We start from the raw sequence: 18914 nt of genomic DNA, 5'->3' as shown, positions 1-18914 counted from the left end.
TATCAGTTGACATATTAAATGTGACATAATAATATAATAACAACAAGTGAAAATTAAGCGTTTTCAAATTCTGAGAAATGGGGAATGACAGATGGGTACAATTGTTTGCCAAGACTGTAACGAAGCGATTCATTACTTTGAGGATGAGAAGGTCACGACGTTATACGGAACATGCTGCGGACAATGCCAGTGTCATCTTGAAGAAGAGTAAAAAGCGTAAAAAGGCCCGAAACGATTTCGTTTCGGGCTTCTTTATGTTTATTGGATGGCTTTTTGCTCTTTGATGACTCTGATCATTTCAAGCGTTGCATCTTCGGGACCCTGCACAGGAAGGCCGGCGTCCAAGTTTTTAAAAATGTAGCTGATATTTTCTTCAGTAATGATCTCGCCCGGAATAAAGATCGGAATTCCCGGCGGGTACACCATGACAAACTCTGCGATGATCCGTCCCGCGGATTCTTTTAACGGAATGACTTCCGTATTTGCGTAAAACGCGTCTCTTGGCGTCATCGCTAACAGAGGAATTTCAGGAAGCAGAACCTCGGTTTGCTGATGAGCATAGTCATTGGCGGAAGCCTGCTTTGAAATGTCTGTAAGCGCGCTTACAAGACGGTCGGCATCTCCTGCTCTGTCTCCGGGGGTGAAAATACATAAAATATTATACAAATCGGACAGCTCGACTTCGATATTATATGATTCGCGGAGCCATTTTTCAACGTCATGACCCGTCAGGCCGAGGTTTTTGACCGAAATGATTAATTTAGTCGGATCATAACTGAAGGCAGCTTTAGACCCTGTGATTTCTTCACCGACACAGCGGATGCCTTCAATTTGATTGAGGCGTTCCCGTGTCTGATCCGCCAGCAGAATCGTATCTTCTAGAAGATCGCGGCCTTCTGTAGCGAGGCGTTTTCTTGCGACATCAAGTGAAGCGAGAAGCAGATAGGATGTTGACGTTGTCGTCAGCATGCTTAAAATCGACTGTACTCTTTCTTTGGAAACAAGACCTTCTCTCACATTTAAAATGGAGCTCTGCGTCAGGGAGCCTCCCAATTTGTGCACGCTTGTGGCTGCCATATCAGCGCCCGCCTGCATGGCGGACAGAGGAAGCTTATCATGAAAATGAATATGCACGCCGTGCGCTTCATCGACAAGCACAGGCACATCGAAAGAATGCGCGAGCTTTACAATGCTGCTTAAGTCAGCTGCCACACCGAAGTACGTCGGATTTATGACAAGCAGGCCTTTTGCGTCAGGGTGCTCCGTCAAAGCCCGCTCGGCGGACTCAAGCGTAATGCCGTGAGAAATTCCGAGCTCATCGTCAATTTCCGGGTGTATAAAAATCGGCACCGCTCCGGAAAATACAATGGCCGACATAATGGATTTATGAACGTTTCTCGGGATGATGATTTTATCTCCGGGTCCGCATACGGCCATGACCATCGTCATAATGGCGCCGCTCGTCCCTTGTACGGAAAAGAAGGTATGGTCTGCGCCGAATGCTTCCGCGGCCAGATCCTGGGCTTCTTTAATGATGCCCTTTGGCGCATGTAAATCATCCAGAGGTTCGATATTAATTAAATCTATGCTTAACGCGTTTTCTCCGATAAATTGTCTGAATTCCGGATCCATTCCCGCGCCTTTTTTATGGCCCGGAATGTGGAATTGGACAGGCTGTCTGTCCGCGTGCTTTTTCAGTCCGCTGTACAGGGGTGTTTCATGTTGCGGCAATTGTTTTCCCACCTTTATCATAATACCTACGGATTAGTTTGTATTACATTCAGTTTTATTACCCGTTTTTTAAACGTAAAACAAATGAATTATATTATGAACTTGAAAGAAAGTAAAGAACAATTTATGATCTATGGAAGATGCTTATTTTGAGCATGATGATAAAGGAGTGAAGACATTTGGAATATCAATATCCGATGAATGAGGACTGGACGACAGAGGAGGCCGTGGATGTTATTGCTTTTTTTCAGCAGGTGGAAAACGCCTATGAAAAAGGAGCTGACCGAGACAGGCTTCTGAATGCGTACCGCCGCTTTAAAGAAATCGTTCCCGGGAAAGCGGAAGAAAAGAAAATCTGCAGCCAATTTGAAGCTGACAGCACCTATTCCCCTTATCGGACTGTGAAACAGGCGAAACAATCAGATCAAGCGATTATCAAAATGTAGACAAAGCGAGCCGGCAATCGGCCCGCTTTTTATGTTATGAGACTTTCTGAGTCAGTGTGTATAAAAAGGAAAGCTTCCTAAAAGCATCTTCAATGGTTTGCAGGAATTCATTGTTGTTCATGTTGATCACGTCTTCTTTTTGCAGCTGAATGCCGCACAAAAGCTCTGCTTTTTTCACTGTCTGCAGGCGTTCAAATAATGTTTTCAGCTGCTCCTGATCCATGTCGGACTGCTTGTACGCCCCTGGCTTCGTATGATCCGGCGACCATACAAAATGACCGGGAATCTGTTTTGTGATGTCCTCCTGCTTCGCTTCCAGCAATCTCCCGTATTCCTCTTTTATCGGAGATTCATAAATGATGGCAAACCATACAAACATATGGGTGTCCCATAAACCGATCTGAAAGTGAGGGAGTTTCTTATACCCGCGTTTGCTGTTGGCAAAGGCAACCCAGCTGTCAGCCGGCGGGTTGACAGATCTTCTCGCGTGCTTGGCGACATGCGGGAACATTTCATCGCCTGTCAATGCTGACAATGTCGGTGCGAAATGCTCTCCTAACAAGGTCAGCTTCGGGCGGACTTGTTCTTTTAACACCTCCATGCGCGGATCTAAACCTTCTATTGTAAATGTATCGAAGTCTTCTTTTGTAAAACGCATCTGAGTCATCTTTTTCCTCCTTATCGTAAGTATTCATATTTTACCACAGCCGCCGCCGGCCGCAAAAACATTGAGAACGTTTGAACCGAGAGGATTGGTGGTAAAAAACGAATAGGTAAACACACAATTTTAAGAATGTTGTTACAGCCGAATATAAGTTTCCATACGATATAAGAAGTATCATTAATAAATTGGAAAAATGGGATGCTTTCTTAACAAATGATCTCTGGAAGGGGCGAAAGACAATGAGGCAAGTGGTGAAGGAAGGATTCAGGGAGGAAAAAAATAACCGTGTAGCTGTCTGGAGACTAGAGGTTGATTATGAATTGGCAACCCTGTATGAGGCCATGCAAAAAGAGAATGAAGATCAAATCGATCTCAGCAAAAGAAAACTGGAACGTCTCAGAAAAGAATGGATTCGGCTTAACGGATAAAGAATAGTAAAAACGAACCGCAGGAAATGGTTCGTTTTTACGTGAGAAGGCATTTTTTTCATTTTCCTTGCTTTTTCATCGCCTTTATCAGTATGCTATAGAATAAGCTATACATAGAAAAGAGGTACACGGTATGACAAATTGGACGGAAATTGATGATATCGCAAAACAATGGGTAAAAGAAGCCGGAACGAGAATCAGGCAATCCATGCAGGAAAGCTTGACGATTGAAACAAAATCAAATCCGAATGATTTAGTCACAAATATTGATAAAGAGACGGAACGCTTTTTCATTGACCGTATACAGGGAACTTTTCCCGGACACCGGATTCTCGGAGAAGAAGGGCAGGGAGATAAGCTCCGCTCCCTTGACGGAATCGTCTGGATCATTGATCCGATTGACGGGACGATGAATTTTGTCCATCAAAAGCGGCATTTCGCGATCTCCATCGGCATCTTTGAAGACGGAAAAGGCAAAATCGGCTTAATTTATGATGTGATGCAGGACGAACTGTATCACGCATTCAGCGGAAAAGGAGCTTATCTGAACGACACGCCGCTTGCTCCTTTAAAAGAAGCTTCCATTGAAGAAGCCATTATTGCAATCAATGCCACATGGGTGACGGAAAACAGAAGGATTGACCCGAGTATTTTGGCGCCGCTCGTAAAACGGGTCAGAGGAACGCGGTCCTACGGATCAGCGGCACTTGAGCTGGCCAGTGTTGCGGCCGGCCGCATTGACGCATACATTACGATGAGGCTCGCGCCGTGGGATTACGCTGCCGGCTGCGTGCTGCTGAACGAAGTCGGGGGCATTTACACGACCACAGACGGCGAACCGTTTACGTTTTTAGACAACCACAGCGTGCTTGCGGGCAATCCGGCAATACATAAAATTATCTTTGACGACTATTTACATGCTGACAGGTAGAGATTTTGAAGAAGAAGATCTCGGGTTTCTGGAGCAGCTGGCGGCTGCACACCCGGTGTGGAAAAACGAAGAGTTCGGAACAAAAAATGCGGCGGAGTTTATGCTTGCATACTCCATGTACAATGGAACGTGGCTCGTATGGGAGATTGACGGCGCTCCTGCCGCCGTCAGTTTTCATTTGGAATGGGCGCCTTCAAACGGAAAACCGTGGCTCGGAACGGTGGCCGTCGCTCCGGAGGCAAAAGAGAAAGGAATCGGACGCGCGGTCATTGAAAAGATTGCGGGCCGGCTGAGAGGGGAGCATAAAGCGATGTTTTCAGCCGTTCCCCTGGACAGGCAGGAATGGGTTTTGTTTTTAAGCCAATGCGGCTTTGAACAGCTTAAGCTTGAAAAAGACGATCGGGAAAAGACATATATGATCATGGTGAAGCCATTGTGAAATGTTTCAGATATAAAAAAGAGACCGGATTTCTCCGGTCTCTTTTTTTGTTTACAAGCCGACCGCATTCCAGGCCGCTTCTACGCTTGCAGCGTCTTGAGAGCCGTAAAGGTCCCGCGCTGATTGAATCAAAGCTGCTTTTGCATCTTTAAAGTTTGATGACGGAGTGAGATATACCGTCAGTGCGCGATAGTAAATCTGCTCCGCTTTTTTTACGCCGATTTTTGTAATCGTGTTGTAAGCGGCTTTGTTCGGAATTCCGCTGTTTGTATGCACGCCGCCGTAGTCGCCGGCATCAGTGTTCGGAAGGTTTTGATAATTTTTGTAATGATCGGGCTGTCCGTATTTTGTCGGAGTGGATAAACTGCGGAGAGCCGGCTGGCTGACCGTAATATCTTCACCGATATCCCAGTCCTCAGTATCGTTGAAGTATCCGAATACATCAGAGAAGGATTCGTTTAAAGCGCCCGGCTGATTTTCATAGTTCAGGTTGGCTGTTTCCTGTGTAACACCGTGTGTCATTTCATGGGCCGTTACGTCCATTGAACCGGAAAGAGGCGAGAAGAATGAGCCGTCACCGTCACCGTAAATCATTTGGTCGCCGATCCAGGCCGCGTTATTGTATTTGCTGCCGTAATGAACGGAAGATACGATTTTGCCGCCTTTATTGTCGTAACTGTTGCGTTTAAACGTCTGATAGAAATAATCGTACACTTTGCCGAGATTGTAATGCGCATCAACGGCAGCGCGCTGAGAAGAAGTTGTGAACTGGTTGGTAGTGCTTGATACGAGCGTGCCCGGCAGGTTATACTGTCGGTTTTGCAGATCGTACGTAATAATTTGCGTTCCGGTAGGTTTAGAAAGATCACGCATTACATATTTGCCGCTTTCAGAAGAAATATTTAATGAGACCGTTTTTCCTTTAAGGGTCGTACCTGTTCCGGTTGCAGCGGCATGCTCCACTTTATTTTGCTTTTTCAGGACTTTCCCTGTCTCCGCATCAACGGTTACTTCCCAGTTAGCTGGTTCCGGTTCGATGTAGCGGATGGTTACATCATAGGCGAGGCGGTATTTACCGTCTTTTGTGGCCGCTGCTTTCAGCTCGGCTTTGTTTTTGTTTGCAACGTTGCCGTTAGAGACGGCTTCAGGTGATTTGCCGATTGCTTTAAAAGCATGATCCAGCGCCTGATTTGCAGATAATTTTTTGCTGTTAGCCGTTGTGGCAGAAGCATCGTTGTTTAATTCACCGTTAATCGCATAGACATTGTTGGATTTATCGACGTGAATAATGACTTGCGAGTCTTTCACAGGCACACCGTTAACGACAGGCACATAACGGAAGTGCTTGTAGCCGAGATCATCGGTCGTGTGGTCAATCAGCTTCAGTCTCTCAGAAGGGTTGCCTTTGAAGACTTTGCCGTTTTGTTTCAAGTATTGCTTGATTGCTTTGTCACTGACTGAAGGCAACTCAGACTGCACCAAAGAATGCTTCGGCACAAAGTTCGTCAGGTTTTCTTTAAGCTGAGGATTCTCAGCGGCCTGAACACCCGGAAGACTGATAGTTAAACTCATAAAGGAAGCGGCGACAGCTACAGACAATTTCTTACCTAAACCCACAATAAATCCCCCTTTTTGAAAATAATGAAAACTTATATTGTTATAATAAACCAGCATTCTCTCATTCTGCAATATAAAACTAGACTCCGCTGATGAATTGATAGAATCGTCCCGGAAAGGCTTCCGGCGGCCAGCATCGGGGGATAAGCCGAGAGGCACGTGTTGAATCAGACATGAGTCGAATGATGCGATTTATTCTGAAAAAAATGACAAATGAAGTCGGGAAAAATGATAGGGGAAAAATGTTCCGATCTGTAAAACTTTTTTTATAGCCGTTTGTCTAAACGGGTGAGGCCTTAATAAACGAAAAGGATTGTTTCAGATGTCAGAGATTTTCAGTCATTTTATTCAGCATTTCGACAGGTATTTCATTTTAAGCAGACAGAGCGTGTTGATCATTCAGTGGTCAGCCGTCTGCCTTGCTGTTTTATACGCGCTGACTTTTCATCCGAAAATCAGCCGTGAGAGAGTTTGGTTTTATTCAGGAATTCTGCTCAGGGCCGTATTATTAGCGGGCATAACAGTTGAATTGGTTCATCAGGTGCAGAGTACTTACTTTAGCGCGCACTATTTGATATCGGAAGAAAGAGAGCTTCTTCCGATCGTTCATCTCTTAATGTATGGGTATGTGCTGCTCACCGCGTTTCACTATATGCTCATGACGCGGGAGCAGAGGGGAAAGGGCATGTTTTATACGTTTGATCTCACTGTGGTGGCACTGCCCGTCATTCAGCTGATCTTCAGCTTTTTCGCTTTCTGGAATATCAGTCCCGATGTGATGGCGGGGGAGGATATAGTTTCGATGCTATGTTTTATTACGGTTGTTTTACTTCTGCTGATTTCTATGAATGTTTTATTCTTTAAAATGTATTGGAAACCGAGACCTGTTTTTATCGGAGTGTTTTATGCCGGAGTCATCGGGCTGTTGGTGTGGGTGCTCGCTGCGCCCTCGGCAGGTGTAACAAAAGATTACGGCAGACTTCTCCCATTTACGGTGTATTTAACGATGGCCGGTTTTCTGATGACCCATCATTTATTTCATCGGTCAGACAGGATCAGACAGCGGACGAAAAGCTTTCTTGCGGCGGCAACGGCCGCTGGTTTTATTGTCTTTTTGAATCCGGTATACAATGCGGGCGATGCAGCTTTTGCGGTTTCAAAGCCGATAGCTGAAGATTCTGTTGATAATGTGGGTGAACATATCACTTCAGACCAAGCGGAACGGATCCTTACATCATTTTTTCCGGCAGAGAATCCGATTTATTTAACAGAAACCAATCAGGACCTCCATTACTTTTACCGTTTTAAAACGGAAGATTACGAAGCGGAAGTGGACGAGGTTTCCCGATTGATTACAAATTATCAATATCTTAAAAAACCGGAAGGCCGCACTTTTACAGAAGAGGAATACCGGAAAAAGTCGCTGGATTTCTTGTCGGCACACGGCCGAAAAATAAAAACAAAAGGCATTCAGACAACAGTGAGAAAAGAAAACGGACAGTTTGTCGTGGAGATTGCGCCGAAAACACAAGGGACGAAACACGAAAATTCGGGCACAGTATTTTACTGGGAAAAAGACACCATTATGGGTTTTTCAGAAGACCCGTCTATTTATCAGCTTGAGTCACTGCCGCAGGTGCATATGACGGAAAAAGACATAGTGAAAGCATCAAAAGCCGCCTTTCGTACGCTTCAAATGCCTGATCAGACATTTGAAATCACAAATACGGATATAAACAGCCTGATCGGCAGCAGTTTGACCGTGACTGCGAATAACGGAACGGAGCTGATATTTGATGCAGTATCCGGACGTCTTATGAAAATCAGAGTCTCACCTGACAGCACCGTTTTAACAAAAACAGAACTTCAGAAGAAGCTTTTTTCATTGCTGGACGCGGATACTTCAAAGCTTAGACAAATTGATAAATCGGAAGGCAATCTCGTTTTTGAAAACTCTGAAGGCACATTCGTTTATACGCTCCGGAATGAAGAAGGCATGAAAGAGGCCTCATTCTACGGACAGGTAAGTGCCAAAACATTCCCGCATACATACAGAGACGGACAAACAGCATTCAAAAAAGTGGCGGCAGCTTATAACGGCATCATTTACAAAAAGCGGGTCAAGCCTGTCATAGCGGTGAAAGACGGCGTAACATATAACGCATGGCTCGTCATTATTCAGCCGTTCGGTTCAAACCGTCATGACGCATATGCAGTGAACGCGGATACTTACGAGGCGGTGAACCTTTATGAACAATAAAGAAAAAAAGGCTGTCTTCTTCGATTTATACGACCTATATAAGGAGGGGGAACTCGAAGGCGGCACGCTCCAGTGGATGAAAGAACATGAGCTTTTATTCGGAGCTGAGGCGGAAAACAGAGAAGGGCAGTATGAACATGGTTTGAATGCGCCGTCCGGCGATATCCGTCAGATTAAATATATGAAATGCCTGACGTATGGATTGTACGGATTCTTCATTGTGCTCTCAATCTGGATGACAGTGTGGTTTTACTTTTAAATGAAAAACAAGATGTCAATTGAACAGCTGTACCGTGAACATTATCAAGATATTATGTATTACCTTTACAGACGCACACAACATGCTGAGACCGCTAAAGACCTCGCTCAGGATACATTTATGAAAGCATTTAACGGGCTTGAGTCGTTTAAGGGCCATTCGTCTATCAGAACGTGGCTCTATGCAATTGCCCATCATACCTTCATCAATTGGTACAGACGTGATAGAAAATATCAATTTTCAGATATCACCCTGAATGAAGGGCTTCAGCAAACAACATATGAACTGCCGGAGCATTACGTCGCCCGGACAGACACTCAGAATGCGCTGACCGGGCAGATTCAGCGTCTGAAAAGCGATCAGCAGACCGTTTTAATTTTAAGGGAATTTCAAGAGCTGTCTTACGAAGAGATTGCTGATGTTTTGGACTGGAGTCTTTCGAAGGTGAAGAGCACCCTGTACAGGGCGAGAATGCAGCTGAAACAGCACTTGGGGGAAAAAAGGAAGGACGGACAGATATGACTTGCTGTTTAGTGAGAGATTTACTCCCTTTATATATTGAAGGCGATTGTGAAACAGAAACGGAGCGGTTTATTTCCCGCCATCTTGAATCATGCGGTAAGTGCGGGAGTTTATATCATATGATGAAGGAGCCGCTTGACCTCGGCAGCCCTGAGATGAAGGCGCCATCCTGTTATGCAGAAGAAGAAAGGCGGTTTAAGGAACGGTATTACGGAAAGCTGCTGATAAAAGCAGCCTGTTTGTTCGGCGCTGTTTTCTTTATCATGCTGGTCCTTAAACTGCTGATTTAAAAAAACGCCCGGCTGAATGACCGGGCGTTTTAATCCGTTTACTCAGCCGGATGAAAGGCTGTATAAATGCCTTCAAGCAATTCCTGGGGCAGTGAATTAAAGAATCCCGCACACAGCTTTGCTTCTTTTTTTCCTGCTCCTGCTTTTTCAGCAAGTTCCTGATCAAATGTATACACACCGTCTTCTTCAATCAGCGCAGATTGAAGGATATGAAGACTTTGGGAAAAAGCGGTGAACAGCTGATCAACGATAAGGGCCTCTTTTTCCGTAAAGCCGAGCTCCACCGCTTTTTCTTTATTAAATGTATATTCGCCGTCCGTTTTCTCAATACATTGAGAAAGAACGGTTAAAAATTCGGTTGAACTGTCCCACAGCTTTTGAATGATCTGGGCTTGTTCTTGATCTAATCCCAATTCAACCGCTTTTTCGCCATCAAAATAATAGACACCGTCTTTTTCGTAAATCGATTGGCTGATGATGTCAATGAGTTTTGCCGCGTCTTCCGGTGTTTTCTCTGCGGAAGCCTGCAGGACATGCGGTTCATTTGCCTGAATCGTTTTTGCGCCGGCAGAATCAAGCGGACTGAATGCAAGCAAGGCGGCTGAGGCGGTTGCAGCAGCAGTTACAGCGGTTTTCTTCAAAAAAGATGTTTTCATTTCATTCTCTCCTTGTCATGTGTATTTGCTTACAGCCACAAGTATAAAAAGACAATGATGGAATTGAAATAGGAGGTATGGTATTTTCTGCATAACGGTGCCGGACTATTTCTGACTTCATTTTCTGAGGGAATCTGCTGATGTAACTAGAGTGGGAGCTGTCATTTCCGGCTTCCTGACTAGGCGGCGGGGGAGATAAGCCTTACATCTGGAGCCTGTTTTGAGGATATAAAAAAGCCTGAATCTTTGATTCAGGCTTCATAAGATATTGTCTTTCCATGTTTACGGAATTTTGCAAAGGGTCATGCTTTTAATCAAGCAGTCCCTGTTCGCGCATTTTTTTCTTTACGGTGAAACCGCTTCCCATCATGGCGATAACGAGAACAATGCTTCCGATGATGCCCCATGCGCTTTTCTCAGCGATTGATACGCCGATCAGCATCATGCTGAAGACTGCTGCGAATGCAAATAATAATAAGAGCCAATTCAATTTTTTCATATTTCCATCCCCTTTAACGTCATACTTTCAGTTTACAGAAAAACGTAACGCTTTTAAAGAGGATGTGTGGTATAATATGAAAGTTATCTAATTTTTTTAGGAGATGAAAATGTGAAACTTCGAAACGATCTTCGCAACATCGCGATTATTGCCCACGTTGACCATGGGAAAACGACTTTGGTAGACCAATTGCTTCACCAAGCCGGAACATTCCGTGCCAACGAAAATATTGCCGAACGCGCAATGGATTCAAACGATCTTGAACGTGAACGCGGTATTACAATTCTTGCGAAAAATACTGCGATTAACTATAAAGATACACGCATTAATATTTTGGACACTCCGGGACACGCCGACTTCGGCGGAGAGGTAGAACGGATTATGAAAATGGTTGACGGCGTTCTGTTAGTCGTTGACGCATATGAAGGCTGCATGCCGCAAACCCGTTTCGTACTGAAAAAAGCCCTTGAGCAGAACTTAAATCCGGTTGTCGTCGTAAACAAAATCGATCGTGATTTCGCCCGCCCGGAAGAAGTCATTGATGAAGTGCTTGATTTGTTCATCGAGCTTGACGCAAACGAACAACAGCTTGAGTTCCCTGTCGTCTACGCTTCTGCGATTAACGGAACGGCAAGTCTGGATCCGAAAAAGCAGGACGAAAATATGGAATCACTGTATGAAACGATTCTAGAACATGTCCCTGCCCCGGTAGATAACGCCGAAGAGCCTCTTCAATTCCAAGTGGCGCTGCTTGATTACAATGATTATGTCGGCCGTATCGGTATCGGACGCGTTTTCCGCGGCACGATGAAAGTGGGTCAGCAGGTTTCATTGATGAAACTTGACGGAACGGTAAAATCATTCCGTGTAACGAAAATCTTCGGTTTCCAAGGATTGAAACGCGTGGAAATTGAAGAAGCGAGAGCGGGAGACCTCGTTGCCGTTTCGGGCATGGAAGACATCAACGTCGGTGAAACGGTTTGTCCGGCTGACCACCATGAGCCGCTGCCGGTTCTGCGCATTGATGAGCCTACGCTCCAAATGACATTTGTCGTAAACAACAGCCCGTTTGCAGGCCGTGAAGGCAAATATGTCACAGCCCGCAAAATTGAAGAGCGTCTGAACGCGCAGCTTCAAACAGACGTCAGTCTTCGTGTCGAACCGACCGCATCACCTGACGCATGGGTTGTTTCAGGACGCGGTGAGCTTCACCTGTCCATTTTAATTGAAAACATGCGCCGTGAAGGCTATGAGCTTCAAGTGTCTAAACCTGAAGTTATCATTAAGGAAATCGACGGCGTAAGCTGCGAGCCTGTTGAGCGCGTGCAGATTGATGTGCCTGAAGAGCATACCGGTTCTGTTATGGAATCAATGGGTGCGAGAAAAGGCGAAATGCTTGATATGATTAATAACGGAAACGGCCAGGTCCGCCTGATCTTTACCGTACCTTCACGCGGACTCATCGGCTATTCTACTGAGTTTCTGTCACTGACACGCGGTTTCGGTATCCTGAACCACACGTTTGACAGCTATCAGCCGATGCAAAAAGGCCAAGTCGGAGGCCGACGTCAGGGTGTGCTCGTTTCCATGGAAAACGGAAAAGCGACATCTTACGGAATTCAAGGTATTGAAGACCGCGGCGTCATCTTCGTTGAGCCCGGAACAGAAGTATATGAAGGCATGATTGTCGGCGAACATAACCGTGACAATGACCTTGTCGTCAATGTAAGCAAAATGAAACAGCAGACAAACGTCCGTTCCGCTACGAAGGATCAAACGACTACGATTAAGAAAGCGCGCATTATGTCGCTTGAAGAATCACTCGAGTACTTAAACGAAGATGAATACTGTGAAGTAACGCCGGAATCCATCCGTTTAAGAAAGAAAATCCTGAATAAAAACGAACGTGAAAAAGCGGCGAAAAAGAAAAAAACAGCAGGAATGTCTTAATCACTTGCAGAATTTGAAAAGGTAGAACCCGAACGGAAAAGGGGAGGGGGATCCTTTTGAATGAAGTAAGTGAACGGCTGTCATTCTTTGCGGCTCTTTACCAAGTGGATGAGCATCCGCTGACGGGAATGTGGCTGTTATACGGAACGATCGTCGTGCTTTCGGTAATTGTATTTAAACTCGGCTTTGCCAAACGGCTGCCGGTGTTGAAGGCTGCGGCAGTTTATCTCTTCCTCGTGCTCGGCTGCACCGTGCTGACTTTTTTCGGTGTGTTTCTGCCGGTCGGAGAAGGGCTTGTTGTCGCCGCCTTGATTTTGATCATTTACAAAATCCGTCTGCACCAGTCCAAAAAAAGCCAGTCAGCTAAACCGCAATAAAAAAATGACCTTGCCTTCCGGCGGGTCATTTTTTATTCGGTTTATTTTTTCAGTTTATCTTTTTTCGCTTTTTGTCCGGGATGAAAGGAAAAGTGTCCGGTATTCAGCCGCGCCTCCGTTTTGACTTTGATTCGGTCATGGCATTCCCGGCACATATATGTATGAATCGGACGATTGCGGAGGCGTTTGGCTGTCAGTGTTTCATCATCAATTTGTTCGATTTTGTCGCAAATGGAACATTTTACTCTCATTGATTTTTCACCTCTTTCACTATGACAAGCATTATATCATGGATGCCCCTCCTGCCAAAGGGAAAGAAAGCAGCGCCCTTCCTTTGGAGCGGGCGCTGCTTTTTACCGGCGGTTTTTCATATGATGATCCGATTGATCGTTCTGTTCGTTTTGCAGCTTGTTCTGGTCTCTTTGGTTCAGCTGATCATCATTCGATTGAGTCGGTGATTCTTTTTCATTGTCGGTCACATCATTAGGGACTTCCGGCATGACACGGCCGACGATGGCGGCAAGTTCGTCCAAAATGCCTGAAACGGGGCGGCCGGCCTTAATGTCGCTGCCCATGCCTCTCAGACGGGAAACCGTATCAGGATCAGCCACGACAACGGCATTGGCACCGTAAGGATCGTTTTTTAACGCCTGGGCAACCGTGTATTTAATGCTCTCCACTTTGCTTCTTTCTAAATTGTCATCCACATCGATACCGACAACGGAGTATCTTCCGAGTACAACCGCGGTGGCATCTGAAATGCCGGGGATTTTTTCGGTTACCTCGACGAGATGCTTAGCGATGTCTGTCCGGCCGGGATTTTCAGCTGTCTCAGGAGCCGTATTTTTCACATGGATCGGTTTTGCATCGCGCTGATCGGCTGATTCGTTCTGAATATTGCGGCCGCGGCCGTCCTGTACAGCAGTGCAGCCGGTAAGGATAAACAAGGCTTGTATGATAATGAAAAGAATTCGCACGTCAGATTTCCTCCTTGAATGCTTTCATTTATTTTATTGTTGAATTAACCTTCTATCTTTATTCACCAAATCATATATTTTAGCAGGCATCCCCGTTTTTCGCGGAAAGAGAAGCACACGATGGGCTTTGATCCTTATTTCAGGAGGCTGAGACTTGAGTAAAATTTATGTGTTAGATACGAATGTACTTTTGCAGGATCCTAACGCCATTTTTTCCTTTGAAGAAAACGAAGTTGTCATCCCCGCCGTCGTGCTGGAAGAGGTCGATTCAAAAAAGCGGTATATGGACGAGGTCGGGAGAAATGCGAGGCACGTATCTAAGCTGATAGACGGGCTCAGGGAGAAAGGAAGGCTGCACGAGAAAGTTCCGCTTGAAAGCGGAGGAACGCTCAGAATTGAACTGAACCACCGGTCATTTCACCAGCTCCAAGAAATTTTTATCGAAAAAACGAATGATAACCGCATTTTGGCGGTGGCAAAAAATTTAAGCCTTGAGGAGGAAACGAAAGAAAACGGCCGCCTCGTCATCCTGGTCAGCAAAGATGTGCTTGTCAGGGTAAAGGCGGATGCCATCGGGCTTTTGGCGGAGGACTTTTTAAACGACAGAGTCGTTGACCATGATGAAATATATAGCGGGTACAAAGATATATTTATGAATAAAGAGCGGTTTGCCTCGTTTTATAAAGACAAACAAATTTCAGTCAAGGAGCTTCAGCAGCATCAGGTTTATCCGAATCAATTTGTGCTGATGAAAGATGAATTAGGAGGATCTTCGTCTGCGGTCGGCATGACAGATAAGAAAGGCGAGACCGTAAAAAGACTCGTTTTCGATGATGAGCACGTATGGGGTATCAGGCCGAAGAACGTCCAGCAGACAATGGCGCTTGAACTCCTGCTGAGGGAAGATATCCCGCTTGTCACCCTGATCGGAAAAGCGGGAACGGGAAAAACCTTGCTTGCTCTCGCGGCAGGGCTTCTGCAGACGGAGGATCTCGGTATTTATAAAAAGCTGATCGTCGCGCGTCCCATCGTCCCAGTGGGAAAGGATATCGGATATTTGCCGGGCGAAAAAGAGGAAAAGCTCAAGCCGTGGATGCAGCCGATCTTTGATAATCTTGAATTTTTATTCAATGCGAAAAAGCCGGGTGAACTTGAAGCGATTTTGGCAGGAATCGGATCGATTCAGGTGGAGGCGCTGACATACATTCGGGGAAGAAGCATTCCGGATCAGTTTATTATTATTGATGAGGCTCAGAATCTGACGAGGCACGAGGTCAAAACGCTTTTGACTCGGGTGGGAGAGGGCAGCAAAATTGTCCTGATGGGCGATCCGGAGCAAATAGATCACCCATACTTAGACAGTTTAAACAACGGACTTGCTTATGTTGTAGAACGGTTTAAAGAACAAACCGTCTCCGGCAGCGTGAAGCTTGTGAAAGGTGAAAGATCCGGCCTTGCACAGCTTGCAGCCGATTTGTTATAAAACTTCGATTTCTGTGACGCCCGTTATCGGTTTTTCTAAGTCTCCGTCCACGTAAAAATGGACCGGGCCGCCGTCTTGAAGGGGTTTCCCCGCATCGCTGAAATGCGCGATTGCGTCCATCGCCTTTTCAAGCGCCACTTCGGTTCTTTCTGATTTTGAAATAAATGCGCACAGGACAGCGCTTTCTTTCGGCTCGGCATTTGCTAAAACAGCGCCGAGCTTCATGGCGAAGCTGCCGTCCATCAGTCTTTCTTTTTCATAACGTTTTTCGCTTTTTAAAGTCGGCGGCGAAATGCGCCCTTCTCTGATCACCCGTTCCGGATCAAGCGTATGCTCCTGGGTTTCTGCAGAGCCGTCCGGATGAACGGGCTGATTTTTTTCAAACGGAAACTTACGGTCATCGAAAATCCAGACACTCGGATCAATTGTAATCGGGTATGTAACATTGCCTTTTACTTGAATAACGCTCATGGTGAAGCCCCCCTTTACTTAAAGTATAAAAGTTTTCGCATGAATTGTCACTTTGCGTCGCAAATTAGATGTATACAACGGCAGCGAAGTGAGGATGATCGACATGGTATGCCGGCATTACCAAGAGCTGGACGCATTAGTTCAAGAAGCGAAAAAAAGGACCGAAGAAGGCAAAGTGGCAGACTATATTCCGGCTCTGGCTGAATCTGAACAAGACAGCCTTTCGGTCACAATTTATCATGCGGAAAATACATGTCTGACGGCAGGAGACGCCGACCGGACATTTACGCTGCAGAGCATTTCGAAAGTGCTTTCTCTGGCGCTCGTACTGATGGATTACGGAAAGGAAAAGGTGTTCAGCTGCGTGGGTCAGGAGCCGACCGGCGACCCGTTTAATTCCATGATTAAGCTTGAAACAGTGAATCCGGGCAAGCCTTTAAATCCGATGATTAATGCGGGCGCTCTCGTCGTTACGGGTTTCATTAAAGGGCATTCGCCGAAAGACCGCCTGGATTACCTGCTCGGATTCATCAGAAGACTTGCGAATAATCAGGACATTACATATTGCAGACATGTCGCGGAATCGGAATTCAGTTCATCCATGATTAATCGGGCCATGTGTTATTACATGAAGCAGTATGACATTTTTAAAGGCGATGTTGAAGAGGTCATGGATTTGTATACAAAACAGTGCGCAATTAAGATGAGCAGTCTGGATTTAGCCAAAATCGGCTGCGTATTCGCCCTTGACGGCAAGCATCCGGAAACCGGGGAGCAGGTCATTAAAAAAGATGTGGCGAGAATCTGCAAGACGTTTATGGTGACATGCGGCATGTACAATGCGAGCGGGGAATTCGCGATTAAGGTCGGCATTCCCGCTAAAAGCGGCGTTTCGGGAGGGATCATGGGCATTTCGCCGTACAACTTCGGAATCGGTATATTCGGCCCGGCGCTTGATGAAAAAGGCAACAGCATCGCGGGTGTGAAGCTTTTGGAAATCATGTCTGAGAAATACAGGCTGAGTATTTTTTGAAACATTTTTTATCATAACATCTGCTTAAATCCTCTTGCAATTTCATCTGATACCCTTTATGATAAATAGAAGAATTAGGTACTCGCCTGGGGAACGGAGGGATACTTTTGGCTTCAGAGATTATAGTTGACCATCAGCAGAAAGCATTCGAGCTGTTGAAGTTAGATGCTGAGAAGATTTTGAAGCTGATCCGAGTACAAATGGATAACTTAACGATGCCTCAATGTCCTCTGTATGAAGAGGTCTTGGATACTCAGATGTTCGGACTGTCGAGGGAAATCGATTTTGCTGTCCGCCTGGGATTAGTTGACGAAAACGACGGCAAAGAGCTGCTGGACAGACTTGAAAGAGAACTGTCTGCTTTGCATGACGCGTTTACAGGAAAATAAATGATCAAACTCAAACTATTCAACGGTTTGGGTTTTTTTATAACCGTAAACCGTTTTTTTTGCATCTTCTTTTCGTAAGACGGTCTCTTAATCTGCATTTCATCCGAAAAACTATAAAGAAACTGCGTAAAATGTTTATGAATTATAGTAAAATATAATACGCAATAGGTATTAAACGTAAGCTTTAAGCAGGAAAGAGGATGTTATGTTTAAAAGAATGTTAAAATCTTACGATTATTCATTGATATGCGCTATCATTCTGCTGTGCAGTTTCGGATTGGTAATGGTATACAGCTCAAGCATGATTACCGCCGTTATGCGTTACGGCGTGAGCAGCGACTATTTCTTTAAACGGCAGCTGTTCGCCGTCATCGCGGGGTTTGTGCTGTTTATCATCGCGGCCGTTTTTCCGTACAAAGTGTTCGCCCATCAAAAGATTCAGAAATTCATACTGCTTGCGTCAGTGGCTGCGCTTTGCGCGCTGTTTGTTTTCGGACATGTTGCCGGAAACGCGCAAAGCTGGTTTAAAATCGGCGGAATGGCCATTCAGCCGGGGGAATTTGTCAAGCTGTCCCTGATACTGTACCTTGCCGCGGTATACGCAAAGAAACAAAGCTATATCGATCAGCTTTTGACGGGGGTTGCGCCGCCGGTGATCGTCACCGTAGTCATTTGTGCGCTTATCGCCATTCAGCCTGACTTCGGAACGGCGATGATTATCGGCCTGATCGCGTTTTGCGTCATTATGTGTTCGGGATTCAGCGGAAGGACCCTGCTCAGGCTGGTTCTCATGGCGGGAATCGTATTGCTCCTAGTCAGCCCGATCATCTACCTGAAATGGGACGATATTTTGACACCCGGGCGTATGAGCCGGTTTGAAAGCCTTGAAAATCCATTTAAATACGCCAGCACATCAGGCCTGCAGATTATAAATTCGTATTATGCGATCGGCTCAGGCGGTTTTTTCGGTCTCGGTCTTGGAGAAAGCATTCAAAAATACGGTTATCTGCCAGAATCGCATACAGACTTTATTATGGCGGTTATTTCAGAGGAGCTCGGCATTTTCGGCGTCCTGTTTGTCATTGTGCTGCTGGCTTTTGTCGTGTTAAAAGGTTTTTATATTGCGAGAAAATGTGAAGATCCGTTCGGGAGCCTTTTGGCAATCGGGATATCCAGCATGATTGCGATTCAGACCTTTATCAATCTCGGCGGTGTCAGCGGTTTAATTCCGATCACAGGTGTTCCGCTGCCGTTTATCAGCTACGGGGGATCATCAATGTTTTTGTTATTAACGAGCGCCGGTATATTGGTGAATGTCAGCATGCATGTCAAATACTCAGAAAAGAAGAAAAAGAGGGAGCCCGTTCCGTCTAAGGGGGTAAAAAGACGGCAGACGGAAAAATCTGTGTATCTCTAAAAAACAAGTGTATACACAGGACGGATATTCCTTTATTATAAACTACATATTTATTAGGCCAAGGGGGAGAAAAGT

At 45.5% G+C, this 18914-nt stretch carries 23 protein-coding genes; 15 read left to right on the top strand and 8 right to left on the bottom strand.

The window, feature by feature from the left end; translation table 11 throughout:
• Positions 1 to 91: 91 nt before the first annotated feature.
• Complete coding sequence (locus tag BZ167_RS02090) at positions 92 to 211, top strand: GapA-binding peptide SR1P (RefSeq protein WP_003154518.1); 120 nt, start codon at positions 92 to 94, stop codon at positions 209 to 211.
• A gap of 47 nt (positions 212 to 258) precedes the next feature.
• On the opposite strand, the gene BZ167_RS02085 is transcribed toward BZ167_RS02090, so the two are convergent.
• Positions 259 to 1731 (bottom strand): aminotransferase class I/II-fold pyridoxal phosphate-dependent enzyme, encoded by a 1473-nt coding sequence (locus BZ167_RS02085; protein WP_061861433.1) that lies wholly within the window; start codon positions 1729 to 1731, stop codon positions 259 to 261.
• 179 nt (positions 1732 to 1910) lie between these two features.
• On the opposite strand from BZ167_RS02085, the gene BZ167_RS02080 reads away from it, so the two are divergent.
• On the top strand, positions 1911 to 2177 hold the full coding sequence (locus BZ167_RS02080; RefSeq protein WP_007409667.1) for a UPF0223 family protein: 267 nt from the start codon (positions 1911 to 1913) through the stop codon (positions 2175 to 2177).
• Between the two features lie 34 nt (positions 2178 to 2211).
• Here the strand turns inward: BZ167_RS02080 and BZ167_RS02075 are convergent, their stop codons facing one another.
• Positions 2212 to 2844, bottom strand: coding sequence for a DUF1054 domain-containing protein (locus BZ167_RS02075; RefSeq protein ID WP_007409668.1), 633 nt, complete (start codon positions 2842 to 2844; stop codon positions 2212 to 2214).
• A 236-nt stretch (positions 2845 to 3080) separates the two neighbouring features.
• On the opposite strand from BZ167_RS02075, the gene BZ167_RS02070 reads away from it, so the two are divergent.
• The 3 genes from BZ167_RS02070 to BZ167_RS02055 all read left to right on the top strand — a co-directional run bounded on the left by BZ167_RS02070 (position 3081) and on the right by BZ167_RS02055 (position 4639).
• Entirely contained in the window at positions 3081 to 3269 is a 189-nt protein-coding gene (locus BZ167_RS02070; RefSeq protein WP_003154513.1) for a hypothetical protein, read from the top strand.
• A gap of 133 nt (positions 3270 to 3402) precedes the next feature.
• Positions 3403 to 4200: an inositol-1-monophosphatase gene (suhB, locus tag BZ167_RS02060; RefSeq protein ID WP_007409670.1), complete on the top strand. Its 798-nt coding sequence runs from the start codon at positions 3403 to 3405 to the stop codon at positions 4198 to 4200.
• The gene (locus BZ167_RS02055; RefSeq protein WP_007409671.1) at positions 4187 to 4639 is read left to right on the top strand and encodes a GNAT family N-acetyltransferase; all 453 of its coding nucleotides are present in this window, start codon (positions 4187 to 4189) and stop codon (positions 4637 to 4639) included. The genes suhB and BZ167_RS02055 overlap by 14 nt, the downstream gene beginning before the upstream one ends.
• Before the next feature lie 51 nt (positions 4640 to 4690).
• Here BZ167_RS02055 and BZ167_RS02050 read toward each other — a convergent pair whose 3' ends face one another.
• On the bottom strand, positions 4691 to 6256 hold the full coding sequence (locus BZ167_RS02050; protein WP_062623332.1) for a M4 family metallopeptidase: 1566 nt from the start codon (positions 6254 to 6256) through the stop codon (positions 4691 to 4693).
• 322 nt (positions 6257 to 6578) lie between these two features.
• Here BZ167_RS02050 and BZ167_RS02045 point away from each other — a divergent pair, with 322 nt between their 5' ends.
• Genes BZ167_RS02045 through BZ167_RS02030 form a run of 4 tightly spaced genes read left to right on the top strand, consistent with a single transcriptional unit; the run spans position 6579 to position 9587 of the window.
• Positions 6579 to 8516: a hypothetical protein gene (locus BZ167_RS02045; RefSeq protein WP_062623333.1), complete on the top strand. Its 1938-nt coding sequence runs from the start codon at positions 6579 to 6581 to the stop codon at positions 8514 to 8516.
• On the top strand, positions 8506 to 8775 hold the full coding sequence (locus BZ167_RS02040; RefSeq protein WP_062623334.1) for a hypothetical protein: 270 nt from the start codon (positions 8506 to 8508) through the stop codon (positions 8773 to 8775). The genes BZ167_RS02045 and BZ167_RS02040 overlap by 11 nt, the downstream gene beginning before the upstream one ends.
• Positions 8776 to 9297 carry a sigma-70 family RNA polymerase sigma factor gene (locus BZ167_RS02035; RefSeq protein WP_062623335.1) on the top strand — a complete coding sequence of 174 codons (522 nt, stop codon included), beginning with the start codon at positions 8776 to 8778 and terminating at the stop codon, positions 9295 to 9297.
• Positions 9294 to 9587: an anti-sigma factor family protein gene (locus tag BZ167_RS02030; protein ID WP_053573408.1), complete on the top strand. Its 294-nt coding sequence runs from the start codon at positions 9294 to 9296 to the stop codon at positions 9585 to 9587. Before BZ167_RS02035 ends, BZ167_RS02030 begins: the two co-directional genes overlap by 4 nt.
• Before the next feature lie 38 nt (positions 9588 to 9625).
• Here BZ167_RS02030 and BZ167_RS02025 read toward each other — a convergent pair whose 3' ends face one another.
• On the bottom strand, positions 9626 to 10243 hold the full coding sequence (locus BZ167_RS02025) for a hypothetical protein (RefSeq protein WP_020955772.1): 618 nt from the start codon (positions 10241 to 10243) through the stop codon (positions 9626 to 9628).
• 310 nt (positions 10244 to 10553) lie between these two features.
• Positions 10554 to 10742 (bottom strand): YlaF family protein, encoded by a 189-nt coding sequence (locus BZ167_RS02020; RefSeq protein WP_003154504.1) that lies wholly within the window; start codon positions 10740 to 10742, stop codon positions 10554 to 10556.
• A 111-nt stretch (positions 10743 to 10853) separates the two neighbouring features.
• Here BZ167_RS02020 and typA point away from each other — a divergent pair, with 111 nt between their 5' ends.
• Both typA and BZ167_RS02010 read left to right on the top strand, forming a co-directional pair.
• On the top strand, positions 10854 to 12692 hold the full coding sequence (typA, locus tag BZ167_RS02015; protein ID WP_007409675.1) for a translational GTPase TypA: 1839 nt from the start codon (positions 10854 to 10856) through the stop codon (positions 12690 to 12692).
• A gap of 56 nt (positions 12693 to 12748) precedes the next feature.
• Positions 12749 to 13069 carry a YlaH-like family protein gene (locus BZ167_RS02010; protein ID WP_015239793.1) on the top strand — a complete coding sequence of 107 codons (321 nt, stop codon included), beginning with the start codon at positions 12749 to 12751 and terminating at the stop codon, positions 13067 to 13069.
• A gap of 41 nt (positions 13070 to 13110) precedes the next feature.
• On the opposite strand, the gene BZ167_RS02005 is transcribed toward BZ167_RS02010, so the two are convergent.
• The gene (locus BZ167_RS02005; RefSeq protein ID WP_007409677.1) at positions 13111 to 13320 is read right to left on the bottom strand and encodes a YlaI family protein; all 210 of its coding nucleotides are present in this window, start codon (positions 13318 to 13320) and stop codon (positions 13111 to 13113) included.
• A 102-nt stretch (positions 13321 to 13422) separates the two neighbouring features.
• Positions 13423 to 14046: a YhcN/YlaJ family sporulation lipoprotein gene (locus tag BZ167_RS02000; protein ID WP_012117484.1), complete on the bottom strand. Its 624-nt coding sequence runs from the start codon at positions 14044 to 14046 to the stop codon at positions 13423 to 13425.
• Between the two features lie 154 nt (positions 14047 to 14200).
• On the opposite strand from BZ167_RS02000, the gene BZ167_RS01995 reads away from it, so the two are divergent.
• Complete coding sequence (locus BZ167_RS01995) at positions 14201 to 15529, top strand: PhoH family protein (RefSeq protein WP_015417407.1); 1329 nt, start codon at positions 14201 to 14203, stop codon at positions 15527 to 15529.
• Here the strand turns inward: BZ167_RS01995 and BZ167_RS01990 are convergent.
• On the bottom strand, positions 15524 to 16000 hold the full coding sequence (locus BZ167_RS01990) for a hypothetical protein (protein ID WP_062623336.1): 477 nt from the start codon (positions 15998 to 16000) through the stop codon (positions 15524 to 15526). The genes BZ167_RS01995 and BZ167_RS01990 overlap by 6 nt on opposite strands.
• Before the next feature lie 103 nt (positions 16001 to 16103).
• Between BZ167_RS01990 and glsA the strand changes: the two genes are divergently transcribed.
• From glsA to BZ167_RS01975, 3 genes are all read left to right on the top strand, one after another.
• Positions 16104 to 17033, top strand: coding sequence for a glutaminase A (gene glsA, locus BZ167_RS01985; protein ID WP_007409681.1), 930 nt, complete (start codon positions 16104 to 16106; stop codon positions 17031 to 17033).
• A gap of 107 nt (positions 17034 to 17140) precedes the next feature.
• Positions 17141 to 17422: an Fpa/YlaN family protein gene (locus tag BZ167_RS01980; RefSeq protein ID WP_003154494.1), complete on the top strand. Its 282-nt coding sequence runs from the start codon at positions 17141 to 17143 to the stop codon at positions 17420 to 17422.
• A 205-nt stretch (positions 17423 to 17627) separates the two neighbouring features.
• A complete protein-coding gene (locus BZ167_RS01975) occupies positions 17628 to 18839 on the top strand; it encodes an FtsW/RodA/SpoVE family cell cycle protein (protein ID WP_015417409.1) in 1212 nt (403 codons plus the stop codon).
• The last annotated feature ends 75 nt before the right edge of the window (positions 18840 to 18914 follow it).

This window comes from Bacillus sp. 275 (assembly GCF_001999205.1).
GTDB classification, from domain to species: domain Bacteria; phylum Bacillota; class Bacilli; order Bacillales; family Bacillaceae; genus Bacillus; species Bacillus velezensis.
This window is presented reverse-complemented; position numbering and strand designations above follow the sequence as displayed.